We start from the raw sequence: 21,536 nt of genomic DNA, 5'->3' as shown, positions 1-21,536 counted from the left end.
CTAAATCAGGTTAGCTACTTTCAGTTTCGCTATTGCTGTCGCTTTCCCCCACCGGGCGTGAGTCGATTAAGTCTTGCGCCCGCGGTTGCTCCAGTTTATCTGGGTTATCTTGAGTGCCCGGCACATCAGCATCCGGCTGAGTAGGTGTTGTATTGTTCTTGGCGGGGAGTTCCACAACTTTGCTGGTTTGTTCCAGTAGCGTAATTTGCGGTTCTTTAATGGAACCAGTAAGGGAATACTGAATACCTGAAACGACATTCGCTTGAGTAAACACCTCGTCAAAAGCCAGTGCCGCCACCGCTGTTGCCGGGTTAACCATCCAGGCCACTAGAACCGGTAAGCTAGATGTAATGTTAGGTTTAACATCTACCAGATAATTAATCTGATTATCTTCAAGGTTAGCGTAGCCTTTAATATCCACGCCTGCTGCTGCTCCGTCGATATGGGTGTCGTCAGTTTTAACCATGCCGTTTTCCACCGTAAAGGTGCCGAGCATTTTGTCGTAGAAAAAGCCTTTGGCAAACACATCTCTAAAGTCCAGCGTAAGTTTACGCATCAGAGACTCGAGACTAAAAATACTCAACAGACGCGCGCCCTTATCAGATATCTCCGTTACGTAGCCATCACCGAGGCGGAAATCCATTTTTCCGTTCAACTCCCCAAGAGAGAAAGCATAAGGACTGCTCTGCCAACTGAAGTCATAATTAATCTCCGCGTCTGAGTCACGAATACCAGAGTCAAAGTCCAGGTTCTTCAGGAAACTACCAAAGTCATCACTATTAAAATTGCCGATTAACCGCGTACTATCGCTTTGCTCTCCAAAGAACCAGTCACCAGTGGCCTGAAACTTACCGTCTCGACTGGTGACATGCAATTTGTCGATTTTCATGCCATTCGCGGAACGACTCATTGCGGCGTCGATTTGCCCCAATTCGTAGCCGTTAAAACTGCACTGGCGGCATGAAAGCGTCACTGGTGGAATGTAGTTGTGATCAAGGCGCTTTTGCTCTGAAGAGCCTTCTTGCCATTTGGCCAGATTGATGTAATCGGCTTTGACCTCGACTCCGTCTTGTAACCAATCTTTGTGCAGCTTAACGTCTGCCCTGGCTTGCTCTGAAGCCATCTCTAGCTCCCAAAAGGTATCGCGGTTTTTAGCCAGCACTTCGGCATTGCTAAATAATTGTCCTGCCAGTTGCAACTGCTGTGCTTCCACAAATACTCGCTGCGGTGCGGCAATAAAAGCATGACCTCCAGAAGGTAACCCCTCCACCAGATCGCCGATAAAGGTATGCCACTGACTATAGTCCAGGTAGGGCAGGTCTGCTGATACACTAAAGCCTAATCCCATGCCGACAAAGTTATCACCACCGGCAGATAAGTGGGCACGAGAAAATTGCACTGTATCGTGAGGCAATATGCCATTGAACTTGATATCTCGCCCTAGCAACATGCGCACTGTGGAGGCCTGTTGGTCACCTTCGCTATCCAGATACACCAATAGGTTTGAATCTGCCGACTTGGCTAAAGGTTCAGGCCCTGACAATTCAATGCCTTGCAAATCCGACTGTATTTGCAAGTTGTATTGGTAACCCTGCTCAGGGAGCAAAACATGTAATTTACCTTGCCAATCCGTAGCCCCTTGAACATAACTCGCTAACTGAGGATGTGCCTGAGTGATAAGTTGCGGTAAATCCCAAGAACCATCAAATACCACATCCGTAGCATAACCGTCAGCTTGTTGACTCGCCGTTGCTTGTAGTGACAGCGCTTGCCCCAAAAGACTGGCCGTTAAATTTTCCGTTTGTAGGTTTTCATTGGCTATGAGCAAGGTTCCAGCGACGTCTTGCAAGCTCATATCCAGGGCGGGAATATCAATTCGATTATTGGCAAATTGCACTGTAGCATCCGCTTTGATGTCATTTCCGGTTAGTGGAATATGCAACTTCAAATCAGCCGCAAGCTCACCATTTACCTGTAGGAAGTCCAGCGCTTTACCCACCGAGTTTTGTAAACTGCTATCCTGAAATAACTGAGTTAACTGGGCTCCGGTCCCTGCGCCATTTGCACTTATCTCTATATGGGAGTGCTCGCTGAGTTGTGGGATAAGCGCTTTCGCATTGCGCACATCAACTCCTGATATCTGTCCGGTTTGTCCCGCAATACTTAAACTTTCATTTTCGAACAATAAACTCACGTCAGCATTTTCCAGCGCTGGCCAGTCTCGTTGAAATTTCAAGGTAAGTTGGTCAATATCAACGGCAGCCTGAAACACGCCTTGCTTATCGGAAAATGGAAAGTCCTGCACCCGGCCATGCCACAACACCTTGCCATCAGACACCATACCAGCCTCTAACGCCCGGTTTAGCCAATTGCGAGTGTCATTGCCCATTAATTCTGGAAAATAAGGTTTTAAAGTAGCTGTATCCAGAGCGCTCAATGTTGCCAGCGCCGTTAACTCTTCGCTTTCAAGGTTAAACCTGAACGCTTTGTTAAGTTGCAGATCTTGATTTTTTAAGAGTAAACTGGGTATCAATAATTGTTGTTTTTCAAGGTCCAACCAGGCTTGAAGATGCAATTCATCATAAGGCACCACATAACCTAAAAGGTTATTACTGGCGAGATAATTGTGGTTAGAGCGAATATTGACTCGACCAATATTGTCCATCCAATAAATTTCGCCATCCAAAGCATTAATACCTGGTATTGACTGTTGCTCCTTGATGGAAAACTGACTAAATGCCAGATGGGCAGCAATATGTTCCTCAGAAACGTAAAACCTGGCTTTATCGACAGCAATTTGTGGGTCAAAAGCCCGCATCTGTTGTTGCAGGGACTCACCCAGCAATACCCCTGTTAAAGGTAAAAGCGGAGTGAGATTGAGCTTATCCTGAGTGCTCAATGTCATGACACCGTTGGTAAATGCCGCTCCTTGCCAGTTACTGGTAAATACCCTGTCATTAACGATAAGTGACAAATCATCCAGATTAAAATCCCAACCGTTGTTAGTAGGTGTTGCGTAAAAACGGCCTTTAACCAACTCAGCAGATACCTGCTCGTCTGAGTTGGTACCTTGCCAGAGGAACTGACTTTCCTGCAAATTGGCTTGCACGAAGGAAACACGCGTATTTTCCAAACCCGCCCACAGCTTAAAATTACCTCGACTGCGCTTAATTTCGTATTCTGTAGGTAATAGTGCTTTTATCCAGGGAGTTAGATCGAGATCTTCCGCTTCGGCATAAAAGGTGCCGGTGAAGCTATCGCGGGAGCCATTTAAGTCCAATACGAAACGCGCCGAATTACGCGCTAACTCGGCGACCCGAAGTTGTCCAACGCCTTGGTGGCGCTGCTCTTTGTTAAGCCAGCTGAGTTGTTGGATCTGGATTTTCTGCTCATCTAAACGAGTGCGCAGCAGGACTTCGCTGTTACTGACGGAAAAACGCTCCAGCTGCTCAAGAAATAGAGTCTGCAGAGCATCTAACAGAGGAAATTGCTCTTCACCTCGTTCAATGCGCGGTAGATCCACCTGCAACTGCAAACCAATCAGATTAAAGCGTTGCGATTGGATTTGCCCTTGTTGTACAGAGGCCCAAAAATCCAGTTCCACCTGAGTTTCATCAATCGCAAAAGACAAGGGAGAATCCGCTTCTCGCCCCATACTGACATCTTTAAGCACGATTGCCGGGCCTTTGCCCTTCCAGATGGCACTGATATAGCCGATGCTTACATCAACGTTATATTGCTCTTTGAGCAATTGCTCGAGATGATGCTTTTGCGAGTCCATGTAAGGTAAGGAGTAACGTACCAGCGATAAAAGCACCGCCAGTGTTACCAATAGAATAGCTGCCGACATCCAGATTTTTCTGGTGACCCAGGCAGCGTAGAAACGCCAATCTCTAATTGTCTGCTGCTCTTTGTTGCACAATGGAGCAGACTTGTTTAGTTGTCGTTGTTCGGTCACATCATAACCACGTCATATTTGTCCTGGTTATACAACATCTCCGTTTGTACTTTAATTTGTTTGCTGATAAAAACTTCCAATTCCGCTAATACGTGGGACTCTTGATCCATCAACGCTTCTGCCACAGCGGGTGATGCATAAACCACAAACTTGTCGGCATCATAAGCGCGATTTACCCGCACAATTTCCCGCATAATCTCAAAACAGATGGTTTCCACAGTTTTAATGGAACCTCGTCCTTTACACACCGGACATTCACCGCACAGTATGTGCTCCAGACTCTCACGCGTTCGCTTGCGGGTCATTTCCACCAGGCCAAGAGCGGTAAAACCGTGAATTTTGCTCTTTGCCCGATCTTTGCTCACCGCCACTTCAAGACTGTGTAAGACGCGCCTTTGATGGCTGACATCGGTCATATCGATAAAATCGATAATGATAATGCCACCTAAGTTACGCAACCTTAATTGCCTTGCAATGGCTTGCGTGGCCTCAGTGTTAGTGTTGAAAATCGTCTCTTCCAGATTGCGATGGCCCACAAATGCGCCGGTGTTAATATCAATCGTGGTCATGGCCTCAGTTTGATCAATGATCAAATAACCGCCAGACTTTAAGTCAACACGTCTTTCAAGCGCACGCTGTGCTTCGTTTTCTACATCGTATAAATCAAATATCGGCCGTTCACCCGGGTAATATTCCAACAGGCGGTGAAATTCCGGCGCGTACTCTTTGGTAAAATGCTGTAATTCATTAAAAGCCAGTTTGGCGTCTATCCTGATGCGATCTAACTCTGTACCCACAAAGTCTCGTAGAACACGACGCGCCAAGGGTAAATCTTCGTACAAAACGTTAGATTTACGCTTTTTTTGTCTTGTTTGTATTTTAGACCACAATCTTTGTAAAAATTCCGCATCCGCGATAAGTTCTTTTTCACCAACGCCTTCAGCTGCGGTGCGTAGAATAAATCCGCCTTTGCCCCCAACGCTTTCCATCATGGATTTCAGGCGCTCCCGCTCTTGCTCATCTTCAATGCGCTGCGATACGCCGAGGTGGGTTACGCCCGGCATAAATACCAGATAGCGAGAAGGAATAGTAATATCGGTAGTTAAGCGAGCACCTTTGGTACCGATGGGATCTTTTACCACCTGCACCACAATATCCTGACCATCGCGCACCAGCTCGCGAATATCCTGGGTTTGATTGTGGGTCTTTTTAATCTCTGATTCGTTAACTTCTTCCAATATTTCGTTGTGTACGACTATATCGGAAGCGTGTAAGAAGGCCGCTTTTTCCAAGCCAATGTCCACAAAGGCAGCTTGCATGCCGGGCAAAACACGGCTGACTTTACCGCGATAAATGTTGCCCACCAGCCCCTTTTTAGTGTGTCGCTCAACATGAATTTCCTGCAACAAACCATTTTCAATCAACGCCACTCTGGACTCTGATGGTGTTACATTAATTAATAATTCACCGCTCATTCAAACATCCTTCATTTTCTGTAGCAATCGCCTGGTCTCGTAAAGAGGTAAGCCCACAATGGCACTATAACTGCCGGATATATGGGTGACAAATTGTCCACCATAGCCCTGGATGGCATAGCCCCCAGCTTTGTCCTGAGGTTCGCCGGTGTCCCAATAGTCTGCAATATCTTGCTCACTTAACTCTGTAAAGCTGACATTGGAGCTCACCTGCTCACTCTCTAACAAGCATTGCTGAGACTCAGTACACCATTTAGCAATCGCGATTGCCGTAATCACCTGATGAGTTTGACCGGACATCTTGCTCATCATTGCATGAAAATCTGTAACATTTTTTGGCTTGAGCAAAATATCATCTCCCAATACACCAATAGTATCGGAGCCAAGTACCAATAAATCATCCTGGCGCAGCTTCGCCACATACTCAGCTTTTTCCCTTGCCAGTCGTTCCACCAAAGCCGTGGCGGACTCGCCAGCCAGAGGCGACTCATCAATGTCAGCCGATTGGCGCTCAAACTCAATACCAATTTGCTGCAATAAACAGGCCCGTCTGGGAGAAGAAGAGGCTAATACAATCATGGTGAACCCAGAATTAATCAGGTAATGCGAAACTGGCGGCGGAGTTTACGCAAAAGTGAAAATACCCATGGCCAGATAAGCATGGAGGTAAACACCGGCCACATGTAAGCGAAGATAAAGTCAATATCGTTGAGTAGACGCAACAACCAAAATATCAGCAAGTGATAAAGCGCAGCGATTAAACCTACAATAATAGCTTGTTGCCACACCGAATAGTTGCGCAAGCGTTGATAATTCATGGCCAACACATAAGTTACCGCGGTTAACGCCAGACTGTGCACCCCAAGTGTCGTACCCAGTAAGATATCCAGTATTAAACCATTGAGAAAGGCCACCCCAATACTCACTCTGTGGGGCAAGGCTAACGTCCAATAAGCAATGACCAGCATTAGCCAATCAGGGCGATAAGGGTCCACCAGTGGCGGCATAGGCATAACCTGGAGTAACAGCGCCACAAGAATACTCAAACCGATAACATAGTGCTTTAAGGCAAACATTATTCACTTGCCTCCGCGACTTGCGCCGATTCTGGCCATAGCAGCAACAAGTATTTCAATCTGTCGAGCTTAGCAACGGGTCTGGCCTTAACATAAGCAAAGGGGCGAGACTCATCGCGGATCACTTCACTGATTTCCGCCACCGGATAACCTTGTGGGAAGACATTGCCCAAGCCTGAGGAAATCAGCACGTCTCCAACAGCGACATCAGAACTGTGGGCCACGTGTTCCAGGGTCAATTCGGTGAGATTACCCGTTCCGGAAACAATCAACTGCACGTTGTTTTTAAGCAAGCGCGTCGGCACAGCGTGAGTGATATCAGAAATCAATAAAATCCGGCTATTGGTAGTGGCAACGTGCAGCACCTGTCCCACTACGCCGTGTTCGTCCAGTACTGCTTGACCTTCGTAAACACCATTAATCGTGCCTTTGTTTATGACCAGCTGATGACTATAAGGGTTGTTATCAATGGCCATCACTTCGGCTATCATTTTGCGCACGCCCTGTTCAGAAACAGAACCTAACAAGGCCCGTAAATGCTCATTCTCCTGGCGCAAAAAGTTATTCTGCTGAATTCGCTCGCTTAACAATACGTTTTCTCTTGTCAGGCGCTCATTTTCATCCAGCAGCTGTTGTTGCGTGGTGAGATTAGTGGATGTCCAGTTAAGCATCGCGCCGGGTAGATTGGCAGCGTATTGGATAGGGGCAACCAGGCTATTGAGGAAAATACGGGCACTGCTAAAGCTATCCAGTCGATGATCTAAAACCATCAACACCACGGATAAAACAATGGCGATTACCAAACGAATGTTAAGAGATGGACCTCTTAAGAAGATGGTTTCCATGAAAGGTCAAAGTGCCTGATAAAAGAAGAGGACCTGCGGCCCTCTTGTTAGTTATTCATAGGTGAACAAGTCGCCGCCGTGCATATCGATCATTTCGAATGCTTTACCACCGCCGCGCGCTACGCAGGTAAGTGGATCATCGGCGATAACCACGGGAATACCCGTTTCTTCCATTAACAAACGGTCGAGGTCTTTTAACAAGGCACCACCACCGGTAAGCACCATGCCGCGCTCAGAGATATCAGACGCCAATTCTGGTGGTGACTGTTCAAGTGCCACCATAACCGCAGATACGATACCCGTTAGTGGCTCTTGTAGCGCTTCCAGGATTTCATTGCTGTTCAGGGTAAAGCCTCTTGGTACACCTTCTGCCAAGTTACGGCCACGTACTTCAATTTCGCGCACTTCTTCACCTGGATAGGCGGCACCGATTTCGTGTTTGATTCGCTCTGCAGTGGCTTCACCGATCAGTGAACCAAAGTTACGACGAATGTAACTGATAATAGCTTCGTCAAACTTGTCACCACCGATACGTACCGAAGAAGAGTAAACTACGCCGTTCAAGGAAATGATCGCTACTTCCGTGGTACCACCACCGATATCTACCACCATAGAGCCCGTCGCTTCTGAAACAGGTAATCCTGCACCAATCGCAGCAGCCATAGGTTCGTCAATCAAATACACTTCCCGAGCGCCTGCGCCCAATGCCGATTCTCTGATGGCACGGCGTTCTACCTGAGTGGAGCCACAGGGAACACAAACCAATACCCGCGGGCTTGGTCTTAAAAAATTGTTGTCGTGTACTTGCTTAATGAAGTGCTGCAACATTTTTTCTGTCACATAGAAGTCGGCGATAACACCGTCCTTCATGGGACGTATGGCTTTGATATTACCTGGAGTCCGGCCCAGCATTCTTTTCGCGGCAGCACCCACTGATGCTACACTTTTAGGTCCGCCTGCGCGCTCTTGACGAATCGCAACTACAGAGGGTTCATTAAGTACTATCCCGCGATCCTTTACATAGATCAGAGTATTAGCAGTACCGAGGTCAATGGAAAGGTCGTTGGAGAACATTCCGCGGAGTTTCTTAAACATGGAAGGTCCGGTTCCTTTTTAGCAAGTATTGTTATGGCATGTTATGGCGCTAACTTTACCAACGTGCCGCTTGATCAGCAACAGATATGACCACAGAAGTGGCTTATATTCAGGTATTTATTTTAATACGTGTAAAAAAAACGCGAATATGTCTGCAAATTCGCGTTTCTTTACACCTTCGACATTCAACTCCGGTCGTTATAAAACTTCCCGCCAGTGAATAACCCTGTCGTTACCGCGCACTAGCCCGAATACAAATTCAGCTGCCGGGTTATCGCATGACAAGGTTTCGAGGTTACTGTCATAGTTCTCAGTATCACACCATTGATACTCCATAAAGTCGAATTCGTCCTCAATGTCATAGCCGAGGAATACCGCTCCTGTGGGGTTGTCCTCATCAGCGAAGGTGACCGACAGAGTCATGGCAGAGACACCATCTCCTAAACCAGCATCAAGGGTGCCGCTACCGGAAATGGCAGGCGTACCGGTAATGCCATTGCTGACATTCAATATTTTGATCTGGTCTGAGCTAAAGCTGCTGCAACTATCCAGTGCATTGGTTTTCCAGGTGCCAGATTCACCGTCTTCCACCTGTGCATAATACTGCGCTTCGAAGACCACCTCTAAAGACGATTCTGTAGATACCGCATTCACCACCCTGAAACGCCCTTCCCGAATTTCGATGCCTTGCATCACCGCATCGAGTGTTAACCCTGACCAACCAGCGTCAGCATACAGGTCTTTTACTCCCACTCCATCCAAATCTTTCATGGCATCAGCCGATAGCAAGAACTGAATGTTTGTATTGCCTTCTCCAGTTCCGGTAGTTGCCGGCAAAGTCGGACTACTGGCTTTGTTAAACAGGATGTTGTCGTTTCTCATCACAAAGCTGAAGACACCGTCAGACAAATCACCCACATCAAATTCCACAGCACCCAACGTACTACTGACGCTATTATCATCAGTGCTGTACTGTCTTGATTCGAACTGATTGTCAGTATCAAATTTGAACGAGTCTCCGGTAGCCGCATCATAGTAGGTGGTTACCGCATTCTTAGCATTTTTTGCAGTGAACTGCAGTATGTGCGGCGTAGTATCATTAATCTCATCATAAGAGGGGATCACATCACCTCGGTAAGTGAAGCTGCCACAATATGGCGCATAATCGAAGGTGGTTTCCAGCGCCAGGTAGCCAGGAATGAAACGAGTAAAGACATAGTCACTTAGCTGTGTATTACCATCGTTCACTAAGGCACTGTTAATCACACCAGTTCCCAAATAATCGTTATCTCTGACATCAATGGCAAACTGACCTACTTCGTCCATACTCGCCACCATCTCAGCAGATACGCCACCAGTGAATACCGGCTGAGCAGAGGTAAAGGCATTATTGCCAAACTGAGTGACAATGCTGTCATCCAGAATATTGATAATGTCTTGATCATCATTCGGATTAGTGATGGTGAGGTTGGCTCGATTTTCTACTACCTGTTCAGGCGTATAACGCTCCATAGAAAACGCCAAATCACCGGGTAAATAGTTAGGTACTACATCACCTTCAGCCCCATAAGCAGTAACATTGATGTTGAAGTCTTCACCAGCAACTTGGGTGGTACCTGCATCGCTGCTTAACTCCAACCAGGCGGGCTTAACCGTAAACTGTTGTTCGGCTATAGAGCCTGCAGCTCTGACATGTAATTTGATCTCGCCAACATCATTGAACTTCAAATCGTTGAGTTGCATTTCAACGCCATTAAACATATTGGACACAGTAGTGTAATTGAGCGCCTCGCCACTATCACTTGGAGACAATGCCAGAGTCGTGCTACCGCTACTAATCTCAAAGGAATTGCCAGAGCACGTCGCTGGATTGATGCATTCCACCGCGACTTCCAGTGCAACGGGGTTTTCCAGTGCCGGACAAGTATCAGGTGATTTAACAATGACAGCATTGCTATCAGATGAGAAGGTTTGCTGCGCTATCTGCGCAGGAATGGCATCTGAATCGCCATTGGCATCCCGGAAGATAATGTCGAGGGTGTAATCAAAACTGATCTCACAGTTTTCTTGCGAGCAGGTATAACCATTTGCAGCGACTGGGGAAGCAGAAGGCATTTGAATTTGACCTGTTTCAACTGCATATCGGTTCCAGTCATTGACCACAGCAATACCGTTCACCAAATTCAAATCACTATCGATGGCGCGAAATACGCCATCAGATTCATATTGTAAAGCAACCAATTGCGTGCCTGGAACTAAAGCGCTACACGCCTCATCCTGACAGGCTTTTATGGTTATTTCCGGGTTAGCACAAACCGATGCCGGAGTTTCGTACTCAATCAAATAATGGTGTACCGAAATCGCACACGGCGATAACTCAGCCATGTCTTGTAATATGTTGGTGGAATCTTGCACCAACCGATAAACACGCACATCATCAAACTGCCCGTCCGCTGAATTGCCTGTAGCTTCAGGGAAATAAGTGGGATGACGATTGTCGCCAATGAACAATGAATTCATATTGCCCAGTACGTTACTCATGTTAGAGGGCACGCCACCTGTTGTGGATTGCGCAACACCGTTTACATAAATTTTCATTTCACGGGCATCAAGGTCCCAGGTGAATGCCAAATGCACCCAAGTTCCTACGGGGTAATTGATGGCGTAAGAGGTATATATTCTGGCATCCCGGTCGGCCTGGTCTTCCATACCAAATAATATCTTACCGTCATTGGTAATGGTGCCGTAAAAATAAATGGCCGAATTAGAGGCATCAAACAACTGTCTGGCACGACCATTAACCCAAGATTCATTAGCCTGATACCAGAAGGATATCGTACCTTTTGCACCTATATCATTTTTGGGGTTAATGCCGGTATCAACTGCATTTTGTGCTGAACCGCTGTCATTCCTGGGGATCGAAACCACCTGACAAGAGCCCAGTAAACTTCCGCCATTGCCGTGCAAAAAGCTCAGATTAGTGCCATTGCTTATGTAATCAGTACCATTGAAAGCGCCGTTTTCGTCGTTCAACGCCACATTGCTGGCACCTTCAAATTTATAATGTGCCAAAGTCGTATCACAAGCCGCACAGGCATAGTCTTGCTCATACAAAGCTGTTACAAATTCATCATCGGGTTGCGCATCGCCGTAGATACGCAGATCATCAATACTACCTTTGTACCAGTTGTCTAATTTCGACGGCTCTGACACTCCGTTCCCTGTAGTAGACGCATTGGCGCCCAAAATAATAGGTTCCGGATTAGTGGCAATGCCTTGTGATGCGCTGCTATCGCTGTCTCGCAACTGGCCATCAATATATAACCGCTTACCGCTATCACCCCAGGAATATAAAATGTGATGCCACTGACCTTCTTGAATAAGATTGGCCGCAGAGACTATTTCATTTTCACCGCTGGTTTGATGTCTGACTCGAATGGCACCGTCAGATTTAACAAACATAGTCAAATGCTGACCACCATTATCAGTGCCTTGCGAATCTTTGGAGAAGATGGCCTGGCCCGGGTGAATACTGTCGTCGATATTGGCGTAATCCAGTTCCGGTACATTTATCCAAAGCGAGATGGCCCCTTGCTCAATGGCAAATGCCTCTCTGTGAGGAATGTTAATATGCTCGTCAATACCTGCAAAGCCCACTGCATTACAGAATTTACCTGCCGCAGTTGTAACCCCATCCATGTAGATACCGTTGTAACCATTTTCCATATCCACATAACTACCGCCGTCACCATTTAGGGTACATACATCTCCGCCATAATGGGCAATTAATACCGGATCGGGTGCCTCGCATTCTTCACAGGAATCGGGATTTTCCAGCGCATATAGTTCACTGACCCCATCGCCATCTAACTGCCCATCGTACAAGCGCAGATCATCAATTTGGCCATTAAATTTGTCTTTCAGATATTGACTGGAGGATCCATAGTTCTCTGTTACCCAAGCGTTAGCACCCAAGATTATGGGCTCCGGGTTACCTGCTAAACCACGGGTACTGGCATCACTGTCCACTTCAGCACCATTCAAATACAGGTGCATACCTTCGTTACCCCAGGTATAAACCAGGTGATACCACTGGTTGGCCGTTACTGAGCCGGAAGCGGCATAGACATTTTTATCGTAAGAGCTGTAATTGTATATTTGATGGCGAGCACGGATAGAACCATTGCTGTTTAGCCAGATTGTCAGGTGATCACCACCGGCATCCCAACCGCTGGAGTCTTTAGAAAACAAGCCTTGGCCGCCCTGACCATGATCTTCACTGTGGCTTAAGTCTTCGGCTTTAAACCAAAAAGAGAGTGAACCACTGGCCAGTTCAAAGGTATCTGCATGGGGGATCAAGACATTAGCGTCTTTACCGTCAAATTCTAATGCCTGACAGAACTTGCCATTAGTATCGATTCCAGCACCATCCACTGATTGACCATGATTGCCGGCTACTGCGTCAACCACCTCACCTTCAGTGCCATTGATACTACAGACATTGTTTTTCCAATGCCCAACCAGCACGGGGTCGGGATCAACACACTCTTCACAGCTGTCAGTGTTTTCCTCAGCGTAAAGTTCAGCAACCGCATTGTCATCCAACTGTCCTTCGTAGATGCGTAAATCGTCCATCTCGCCTAAGAACTTATCTTTTAAGTACTGACTACTAGAACCATTGTTCTCGGTTACCCAGGCATTGGCCCCCAGAGTAATGGGTTCAGGATTACCAGACCAGCCACGGTTGTCGGCATTGCTGTCTACTAACGTGCCATTGAGGTACATCTTCATACCATAGCTACCCCAGCTATAAACCAGGTGATACCAGGTGTTTTCGCTTATGGCCCCACTAGAAGTATAGAGGTTTTTATCGTCACTGGAATCCGTTGTCTGGTGCCTCGCCCGAATTTGACCACTGCTTTGCAGCCAAATAGTCAGGTGATGACCGCCGCTATCCCAACCGCTGGAATCTTTGGAAAACAAGCCCTGACCGCCTTGGCCAGAGTCACTGCTATGAGATAAATCTTCAGCTTTGAACCAGAAAGAAAGTGTTCCTGAGTCCAGTTCAAACTCACTGGCATCAGGGATATTCACATGAGCATCCACGCCGTTGAATTTCAGACTCTGGCAGAATTTACCGTCGTTTTCGATACTGGTGCCATCCAGCGCTTGACCGTGATTCCCCCCCACCGAGTCAATCACTTCATCCGCCGCACCTGTTAAGGAACATAGATTATTTTTCCAATGCCCGATTAAAACCGGTTCGGGTTCAGGCTCAGGGTCGTCGCATTCATCACAATTATAGGTAGATAAACCGACAAGCTCATCCACCTGACTTTGACTAAGCTGTTCGTCAAACAAGCGCACATCATCCATACTACCGATAAAGTGATCATAGAGATCATCGGGATCCGAGCTGTTATTGCCGGAGCGATGCGCGCTGGCCCCTAAGATAATGGGCTCTGGATTGTCCTCAATACCATAGGTTTCTGAACGAGAATCTTCCAGTGTGCCATTGACGTACAACTGCATGCCCTCGCTACCCCAAGTGTAAGTCACGTGATACCAGGTATCGCTGGCTACCTGGGTGGTAGAAAACAGATTGTAGCTATAATCTTCAGACTGGTAACGAGCTCTTATACGCGTATCACCTGGCTCATAGATCCAAAAGGTCAGGCTACCGCCATCATCGCGACCACGAGAGTCTTTCGACAAAATTGCCTGACCCCGTCCACCAGCGTCACCGGGATAAGTGGCATTTGATGTTTTAAACCAGAAAGACAAACTGCCTTCCTCAAGGGCAAAGCTATTGTCATGAGGTATGTTCACATGGCCAGAACCACCATCAAAACTCACTCCCTGACAATACTGAGCTTCACTGTCGCTGTCAGCACCACCAATAGTCACGCCATCGACACTGCCCACAGCATCGGGAACAGCAATGGTATTGCCATTAACTGGGCAAATGTCTAAAGGCCAATGAGCTATGGGCTCTGGCAGTGGACCCGTTGGTTCAGTTCCACCGCCATCACATACGCTGAGATTCGCCACTTCTTCTTCATCATAATAGACAATGGTGCTCTCTTTCATTTGAATATCGTCAGAATTCAGACCACCTCTGACAACAGCATTTCGCTCCATTTGAATTTTCTTATCAGAATAGATAAAGCCCTTGAAATTCACCCCTTCTTTGAGATGCACATCTTTTTCGGCATAAATGAAGAACTTATTGGCAGAAGACCAGGAATTAATCGCAGAATTGCGTTCAAAATTAATGTTGTTGTCAGCATGGATTACAACGGTATCACCGCCAAGGTGCCAAATCTGGCCACCTTCTTTTACTGTTAAATCATCAATGTAATAAGTACCGCCAGAAAACCCCGCATAACTATTGCGCTCCATTTCCAGTTTTTTGATGCGATAAACACCGCCAGATGTGGTAAATCTGATCTGTGCATTTTCTTTCAAAACAACGTTTTTATAATCGCCTGCAGGCAACTCTCCTGAATCATTTCTATCAATGGTTACATTACTGCCATCAGAATCCTGAAAGTCGCCGATATCTAACTCATCTGTTACATTGCCTGAAGACTGACACTTTTTGTTACCACAGCTGGTGTTGTCGGTTTTATCATCGATATCTTTAAAATCGATGATTCCATCGTTGTAATACAAGGTGCCGTAGCGAATTAAATAGGTTTGAGCATTGCGCTCAAACGTTATTTTGCCACTATTTTCATGGCTTGCTACAGCGTCTGTAAATATATTAGAGAGATTGATGTTACACTGAAGTGCAACTGACGTGCGAGTAAACAACAAACATATCAAAAGCGATGTCAGATATATGCCTCTCATGACTGTACATCCCGACCGTCAATGGCGAGAGTGCGGCTAACGACGATACCCTCACCTTCCAGCTCGCACATGCCCTGGCTTTCAAAGCGATAATAATTGGTATCGTCCACTTCGGTTACAGTACACAGCGCAATAACACTGCAATTTTCCAATCCCGGTACATCGTCGAAATCTTGCTGTACCCATAGGTCTGAGTCGGAACCATCGGCATCACAGCGATTGGCATCACTGGTCTGCCCGGAAAAAACGTCTAACACTTTTTGATCCAGACCGCTGCGCGCAGCATTTAATGCGCGAAGACCGTAGACTTCATAAACAATACTGGAAGAACTGGTGGCCAATAATTGTGCCATAGACATGCCTAAGAACGCCAAAACCACAATGGCGAAAATACTCATCATCAGCATATTGCCCGATTGGTGCTTCGGGCTGCTGAAATCAGGGCGAGTTTTGCATATGAATTTCATTATTAAACACTACCACTTCGTCATTGCGCTCAAACATCAAGAGTGTATGAACGATAGAATTGCGTTGCAGACGGGAATCTTCTACGCGAAAAGGAGCTTCATCAAAGGGACGATTATTATTGAGCTGCCCGTTATTGATCTGGCTGATATCGTTAGTGAGATCTTCTGCCATCAAGATTTTGCTGGCACCATAGGTTATTTCTAATACATCAATATCCGCCTCCTGGTCTTCCAGGATGCCATAATCCGTCAACATGTATAAATTGTAGCTGCCACCTTCCAGTACCAGGCAGTAACTAATGGGGTCGCTGACAATATAAAAACGCTCAACCGTAGATTCTTCATCAAAGCTAATTTCATCCTGAAATTCTACTTCTTTTAAGCCATCTCGCGAGGAGTCTCTGACATCTTGCACTCGAACTATTCGACCATCATCATCTGTCAGTTCGCTTTCGCTAACGTACACCTGGTCGGGATCGGTGGGATAGATCACTACATAATGATCTTGTTCGTTAGTGTCATCGTAACCAGAAGTAGCACTATTCAGCGCACTTACCATATCTGGTCCCTCAATTGTTGTAATGGGATCATCGGCGCCGGTGGCAATAGACAGGTAAAAGGTACTCCATTCAATAGGAAAGTATTCCATACAGTGAGCGTTCACATCTTGCCCGGAGGGCTTATTAGCGGCTACGCGAATACTGTTAGGTAGGGCATAACGAATAGCGCGATTTAAACGCTCAACCGTGTAGCGACTGCGAGAGAGAATATCGTCCCGCTCGGCGGTATCGACATACATTTGTGCACTATTGCTCATGAAGTTGGTGACGCCCAAAGAGACAATGCCCAAAATCACGATCACAGCGATCATCTCTACAAGGGTGAAACCGGAACTGCATTTTGATATATTGGATTGTAATCGGGTGTTGCTTACATCATTCATACAACACCTCAATAATTATGTTTGAAAGAAGAGAACACCATGTCCTCACCATCAGGCGTGGTCACGGTTAACTGAATAAACTTAATATTGCCTGTGTTTTCCTGCACGGGATCTTCATCACTGTTGGCAATAGAGTCCATGTCACTATCATAAAAAACGGAAACACCAACAGCGAACCCGGCATACAATTCCTCACCATCTAACTCCATATCCAAACCGAGAGAATTCTGCAAAACATCGTCTTCGTAATAGCCATTAAAATCGTCGACATCGTCAAAATCTTCACGGCCATTTTCGCCATTATCAGGCCCTAACGTGGCTGAACATTCAGTTTCATCATCTTGCTTTTTGAGTTCTCCATCTTCATTGAGATCTTCATCACAGCGAATGCGACCACCGTTGCGGTCGGAGTTTTCATCGTAATATTTGCCGAGAATTTCATTGAACATGGATTGTGCCAGTTCGGTGGCTCGCACCTGATAGATGGGTTCAACACTGCGATTGATGAGTGGAGCAACCACTCCCGTGACAATAGTTAAGGCAATGGCAAAGGTGGTGATACCTATGACCAGCTCAATAAGCGAAAAACCAGATTGTAAATTTTTATTGCTAGCAGGCATAGATATACCCTTCTGACTCAACACACACATAGGCCGTTGAGTCGCCGATGAACGCTATGCGACAGCCATCATACCCGTTGGTCGAATCCCCATCACATGATAAGTCATTTTGATTGGCTCTGCCCAATGTGTCAAATTCCACAGAAGATATATTACTGCCATCATTAGCATTGGCTTCAAGATCGATATTATCTTCTATTAAAGCGCTTGAAGGGACATAAAAAAACTGCGCTTCATCACTTTTATCAATGCTATTAGCACAAGTGGCATCGATCAGGTTTTGATCATCAGTTACCGAATAATCACTGGAAGGAATACCAAATTCTTCATTAGTGGTATCAAAATAGACTTTATAACAATAGCCATCATTACGAGTATCTTGCATGGCGCGAGTTTGCATATTGCGCAGAATGGATATGGCTCGATTCTGATAGACTGTAGCGGCTATTTCTGAGGAATCGAACAGCCTGGGAAGAGCATAAACTGAAAGCATAGCCACCAGAACAATAACCAAAACCAACTCAACCAAGGTAAAGCCCTTGGTTGAGTCAGATGAAGTTAATCTGTGCTTATACACTCAATTCACTTTAAGCGCACTAGCAATCAGTGGTTACTACAGTAACAGATGGATTGCCACTACCTGTGTATGCATAAGATACATAACAATCATCTGGCGCATCACCACTGGAACCTGCCAAATCACCGTCAGCGGCATCGTTTTGCTTACCAGCTGGCCAGATACGAACTTCAGCAGCGTCAGTATCTGTGGCATCATCTTGGTACGCGACAAAATCACCTGATGAAGTATCTAGCATTGCCAAAATGTTGTCTGCGTGAGGAGCAGGAAACCCATTGTCCACATCAATCGCTTGCCCGTCTAACTGAACTGACTCATCAGTTGTACCATCATAGGCATCGTTATCCACGCCATCGATGCGCGCCTTGGAACGCACTAATTGAACTGCAGCCCTAACAGAGCCTTGCACACCCTGCACAGTTGCAGAGTTTGCATCTGCACTGATATCCAAAAACTTAGGTGCAGCGGTCACCGCCAAAATACCTAAGATAATAATTACAATAATCAACTCAATCAGGGTAAAACCCTTTTGTTGTTTCATGTTTGCCGTTTTCATGTTTACTACTCTCATCGTTTAAACCTCAAATTAATTCTTTTGTGTTAGCAATTTTTCATCCCTAATCATATTGTTATCGCAGTCCCCTTGTACTGCTATGATTTAGGTCAAAATCCCGGTTATTTTTTGGTCGCTGTTACTGCTTACTTGCTAACCCACCAATTTTTTGACTCTGTCCGAGTTATTCAAATAAGGTGCCAACTTTTCACATTTCAAAAATTGACACTCGTGATCCTTTCACCTTAGTTATTGCTGAAGGTGGTGACCTGACCGAAACGCGGGTCATAAACAAAACCATTGCCGACATTTTCATCCGAAGGCTGTGCTGTTTCGTTTTTCACCGTCTGAGTTAAATAGTAGTAACACAGGTCGTTGTTCTCTTCCGCTGCACCATCGGCCACTGTTGTGTAGTAACGCACACCTTCAAAGGCGTTTTCCTGTCCCCCTTGCCACTCCGTGGTGATAGTAGGTGAACTTTGAATAATGCGCTGAAAGACCTGCAAGCAATCTTCTTCGTCAATATCCACGTCCTCGGAGTTAGTTTGTGCAAGGCCAGTGGGATAGCCAGTGTCCTTGTCCACCGCGATCTCAACACCACCAAGTACTACCGCAGTAACGTTAGCACTGACGTTTTCCGAAGGACGACCTTCAATTTCCCATTGTGCTCGAATCAAACCGACACCAGTGGCGAAACCACCAGCAACGCCCTCTACGGTGGCGTCTTCGGCATCATCGGTTACGTCAAGAAATCGCGGTAGTGCCGTGGCTGCTAACAATCCTAACACCACCACAACAATCACTAACTCTATAAGTGAAAATCCGTTCTGCTTTGCCATTTTGTGCATCTTGACGTAACGATTCATGGTTACTTTTTAACTCCGTATGAGGTGTATGATCACTCTAATCGTGTAGAAATAACATCCTACTTTAGTCTTAAGCATTGTTTTGAGGTTTAAAAAATCCCACAACAATAGTGTTGCCATCATCCTTATGTATCGGCAAGTTATGGTGATCTCTTAAGATTCGACGTGATAAATGAGAGGAACCTACGAGATACGGTGTAACTAATTTACCAGTATCCCTACTACAGCTTGTTTTTGTGTCAGGTGAACAACCTTAAAGCAATAGTGTAGCTTTATTATTCAAATTTTTGAACCCTTCCGGTGTAGATATAATAATCAAACCAAGCACCGGCGGTAATACTAAAACGACATTTTGAATCAAGGATTTTCCCACCGTTATTGATGCCGTCGAAAAACTCGGCTCTGACTCTAAAGGTATCCAGTTGCAGTGGCATATCCAGAATCATGTCCCAAACTTTCTTACAGCCATCCATGTTGGGCTCTACCCTTGGCCAGCCCAAATCGCTCATGTTTACCGGTAGCCGATTGGTTTCCTTTTGGGTATCGATGTTGTAATCCACCAGCATAATACGCTCTGGTTCGCCTTTGGCGCGCCATTGCCAATGTGCAGCAACAACCAGGTTATTAAATTTATCAGCGGCATTCATCAAGGCTGTTTTCTGCACATTGGGTTCATTCTTATCAAAATACCAAACAAAGGTGGCTATCATCACGAACATGATCACGATGATAATAAAGTTGATTAACACACCCTTTGTGCTTGCTTCAGCTTGCGCCATGAATTTTTTTATCCCTGTAAATTTCAGTTATAGCCTGATGAAAACGTGATAGTAACGTATATTATTCCCACCTACTTATGGGCGTTCATCATATCCCACATGGGAGTAAATATCCCCAACGCCAACACCAACACCATTGCAGAGACAATAGAAATCAGTATCGGCTCAATTTTTGACGTGAGGGTCTTTAAATCATAATCCACTTCACGCTCATAATACTCTGCCACTTCTTCCAGCAATTCATCAACCCGACCAGTTTCTTCGCCAACATTAATCATCTGCATAACAAGCGGCGTAAATAAGCCGCTGGTGCCAGCAACTCTGGCTAAACTCTCGCCCCTTTCGATATTTTGTCGCATCCCCACTATACGCTCAGAAACATAAGCGTTATCTACTGCGTCGGCGGTTAAGTTCAGTGCATGAGTCAGTGGCACTCCCGCCTTCAACATCATGGAAAAGCTGCGACAAAAACGCGCCAACAGTGAACGTTCTAAGATATCGCCTACGGCTGGCATACGTAACTTATACCTGTCCCAACGAGTTCGACCATCTTTAGTATTGAGATAGCGTTTTAAGGTAAATAATCCGCCAATTATGGCGCCCACCAGCAATTGCCATTTAGTGATAAAAAAATCAGACATCGCCAACAGAAACTGGGTCATAGGTGGTAAATCAGCGCCCAGTTTCTCAAACATGCCTTTAAAGGTGGGGATAACAAAAATGTTCATGATCACTAGCGCCGCCACGATGGCAATCAATACAAACATGGGATAGCGAGTAGCGGACTTAATCTGTTTGCGGGTTTCTTGCTCCCTTTCCAGATAAACCGCCAGCTGCAAAAACGCCATATCCAATTGCCCGGTATTTTCCCCAACGTGCACGATACTACAGAACAGCTGATCAAAGATTTTGGGATGATTGTGCAGCGCTGACGACAGATTTCTACCGCGCTCCAACTGATCAGCAATATCTTCCAGCGCGGCCTTCATCTTAACTGAGTTGGTGGTTTCTGCCAGACCATTGACTGCGCGTAAGATAGGAATGCCCGCTTTCATCAATGAGTTCATTTGCCGGGAAAAAATCACCAAATCAGCAAGACTGACTTCAGGTACAAACAACTCGATATTAAGTCCAGTCTTTTTCTTGCCTGACTCTTTTGATTTTGTGGCTTTCGCTGCAGCTTTTTTGGCAGCGGTTATTTTAACCGGGATCAGTTTTCGCCCAAGCAAAGCTTGTGCCGCGGCGTTTTGGTTGGCGGCATCGATACTGCCTTTTACCAATGCCCCGGATGGATCACGGGCTGAATAACTGAAATTAGCCAAAACGGCCACCTTTTATAGTTGCATTGTCACTACTTATACACCAACTGTTCAGGTAAAAACAGTTCAATAATTCAGCAACATCGGGAATATTGAAGTGCTTTAAAT

The 21,536-nt window shown here is 45.9% G+C and carries 15 protein-coding genes; all 15 read right to left on the bottom strand.

The features are described from left to right. Positions 1-10 precede the first annotated feature (10 nt). Complete coding sequence (locus tag ACXAGP_RS11325; protein ID WP_475261460.1) at positions 11-3,958, bottom strand: YhdP family protein; 3,948 nt, start codon at positions 3,956-3,958, stop codon at positions 11-13. Further along, positions 3,955-5,433 carry a ribonuclease G gene (gene rng, locus ACXAGP_RS11320; protein ID WP_475261459.1) on the bottom strand — a complete coding sequence of 493 codons (1,479 nt, stop codon included), beginning with the start codon at positions 5,431-5,433 and terminating at the stop codon, positions 3,955-3,957. Before rng ends, ACXAGP_RS11325 begins: the two co-directional genes overlap by 4 nt. Next, positions 5,434-6,012 (bottom strand): Maf family protein, encoded by a 579-nt coding sequence (locus ACXAGP_RS11315; RefSeq protein WP_475261458.1) that lies wholly within the window; start codon positions 6,010-6,012, stop codon positions 5,434-5,436. It lies immediately after the preceding gene. 17 nt (positions 6,013-6,029) lie between these two features. Beyond that, positions 6,030-6,509 carry a rod shape-determining protein MreD gene (mreD, locus tag ACXAGP_RS11310; protein WP_338294199.1) on the bottom strand — a complete coding sequence of 160 codons (480 nt, stop codon included), beginning with the start codon at positions 6,507-6,509 and terminating at the stop codon, positions 6,030-6,032. Beyond that, positions 6,509-7,354 (bottom strand): rod shape-determining protein MreC, encoded by an 846-nt coding sequence (gene mreC / locus ACXAGP_RS11305; RefSeq protein WP_475261456.1) that lies wholly within the window; start codon positions 7,352-7,354, stop codon positions 6,509-6,511. Before mreC ends, mreD begins: the two co-directional genes overlap by 1 nt. Before the next feature lie 51 nt (positions 7,355-7,405). Continuing rightward, positions 7,406-8,449, bottom strand: a complete 1,044-nt coding sequence (locus ACXAGP_RS11300; protein ID WP_229531281.1) for a rod shape-determining protein — start codon at positions 8,447-8,449, stop codon at positions 7,406-7,408. Between the two features lie 198 nt (positions 8,450-8,647). Further along, positions 8,648-15,304: a LamG-like jellyroll fold domain-containing protein gene (locus ACXAGP_RS11295; RefSeq protein WP_475261455.1), complete on the bottom strand. Its 6,657-nt coding sequence runs from the start codon at positions 15,302-15,304 to the stop codon at positions 8,648-8,650. After that, on the bottom strand, positions 15,301-15,705 hold the full coding sequence (locus ACXAGP_RS11290) for a type II secretory pathway protein (protein WP_475261454.1): 405 nt from the start codon (positions 15,703-15,705) through the stop codon (positions 15,301-15,303). The genes ACXAGP_RS11295 and ACXAGP_RS11290 overlap by 4 nt, the downstream gene beginning before the upstream one ends. Positions 15,706-15,742: 37 nt before the next feature. Further along, positions 15,743-16,714: a PilW family protein gene (locus ACXAGP_RS11285; RefSeq protein ID WP_475261453.1), complete on the bottom strand. Its 972-nt coding sequence runs from the start codon at positions 16,712-16,714 to the stop codon at positions 15,743-15,745. An 8-nt stretch (positions 16,715-16,722) separates the two neighbouring features. After that, positions 16,723-17,334, bottom strand: a complete 612-nt coding sequence (locus tag ACXAGP_RS11280) for a type IV pilus modification PilV family protein (RefSeq protein ID WP_475261451.1) — start codon at positions 17,332-17,334, stop codon at positions 16,723-16,725. Next, positions 17,324-17,911 (bottom strand): prepilin-type N-terminal cleavage/methylation domain-containing protein, encoded by a 588-nt coding sequence (locus ACXAGP_RS11275; protein ID WP_475261449.1) that lies wholly within the window; start codon positions 17,909-17,911, stop codon positions 17,324-17,326. Before ACXAGP_RS11275 ends, ACXAGP_RS11280 begins: the two co-directional genes overlap by 11 nt. A 19-nt stretch (positions 17,912-17,930) precedes the next feature. Further along, the gene (locus tag ACXAGP_RS11270) at positions 17,931-18,452 is read right to left on the bottom strand and encodes a prepilin-type N-terminal cleavage/methylation domain-containing protein (RefSeq protein WP_475261448.1); all 522 of its coding nucleotides are present in this window, start codon (positions 18,450-18,452) and stop codon (positions 17,931-17,933) included. A gap of 257 nt (positions 18,453-18,709) precedes the next feature. Continuing rightward, complete coding sequence (locus ACXAGP_RS11265; RefSeq protein WP_475261447.1) at positions 18,710-19,330, bottom strand: prepilin-type N-terminal cleavage/methylation domain-containing protein; 621 nt, start codon at positions 19,328-19,330, stop codon at positions 18,710-18,712. A 275-nt stretch (positions 19,331-19,605) separates the two neighbouring features. Continuing rightward, positions 19,606-20,109 carry a hypothetical protein gene (locus ACXAGP_RS11260; RefSeq protein ID WP_475261445.1) on the bottom strand — a complete coding sequence of 168 codons (504 nt, stop codon included), beginning with the start codon at positions 20,107-20,109 and terminating at the stop codon, positions 19,606-19,608. A 71-nt stretch (positions 20,110-20,180) separates the two neighbouring features. Continuing rightward, entirely contained in the window at positions 20,181-21,431 is a 1,251-nt protein-coding gene (locus ACXAGP_RS11255; RefSeq protein WP_475261444.1) for a type II secretion system F family protein, read from the bottom strand. Between the last annotated feature and the right edge of the window lie 105 nt (positions 21,432-21,536).

It is taken from the genome of Planctobacterium sp. AWM4_229 (assembly GCF_056160305.1).
This window is presented reverse-complemented; position numbering and strand designations above follow the sequence as displayed.

Coding starts and splice junctions, on each gene's coding strand:
- rng (WP_475261459.1), bottom strand. CDS start 5,433: ATGAGCGGTGAATTATTAATTAATGTAACACCATCAGAGTCCAGAGTG.
- ACXAGP_RS11315 (WP_475261458.1), bottom strand. CDS start 6,012: ATGATTGTATTAGCCTCTTCTTCTCCCAGACGGGCCTGTTTATTGCAG.
- mreD (WP_338294199.1), bottom strand. CDS start 6,509: ATGTTTGCCTTAAAGCACTATGTTATCGGTTTGAGTATTCTTGTGGCG.
- mreC (WP_475261456.1), bottom strand. CDS start 7,354: ATGGAAACCATCTTCTTAAGAGGTCCATCTCTTAACATTCGTTTGGTA.
- ACXAGP_RS11300 (WP_229531281.1), bottom strand. CDS start 8,449: ATGTTTAAGAAACTCCGCGGAATGTTCTCCAACGACCTTTCCATTGAC.
- ACXAGP_RS11295 (WP_475261455.1), bottom strand. CDS start 15,304: ATGAGAGGCATATATCTGACATCGCTTTTGATATGTTTGTTGTTTACT.
- ACXAGP_RS11290 (WP_475261454.1), bottom strand. CDS start 15,705: ATGATGAGTATTTTCGCCATTGTGGTTTTGGCGTTCTTAGGCATGTCT.
- ACXAGP_RS11285 (WP_475261453.1), bottom strand. CDS start 16,714: ATGAATGATGTAAGCAACACCCGATTACAATCCAATATATCAAAATGC.
- ACXAGP_RS11280 (WP_475261451.1), bottom strand. CDS start 17,334: ATGCCTGCTAGCAATAAAAATTTACAATCTGGTTTTTCGCTTATTGAG.
- ACXAGP_RS11270 (WP_475261448.1), bottom strand. CDS start 18,452: ATGAAACAACAAAAGGGTTTTACCCTGATTGAGTTGATTATTGTAATT.
- ACXAGP_RS11265 (WP_475261447.1), bottom strand. CDS start 19,330: ATGAATCGTTACGTCAAGATGCACAAAATGGCAAAGCAGAACGGATTT.
- ACXAGP_RS11260 (WP_475261445.1), bottom strand. CDS start 20,109: ATGGCGCAAGCTGAAGCAAGCACAAAGGGTGTGTTAATCAACTTTATT.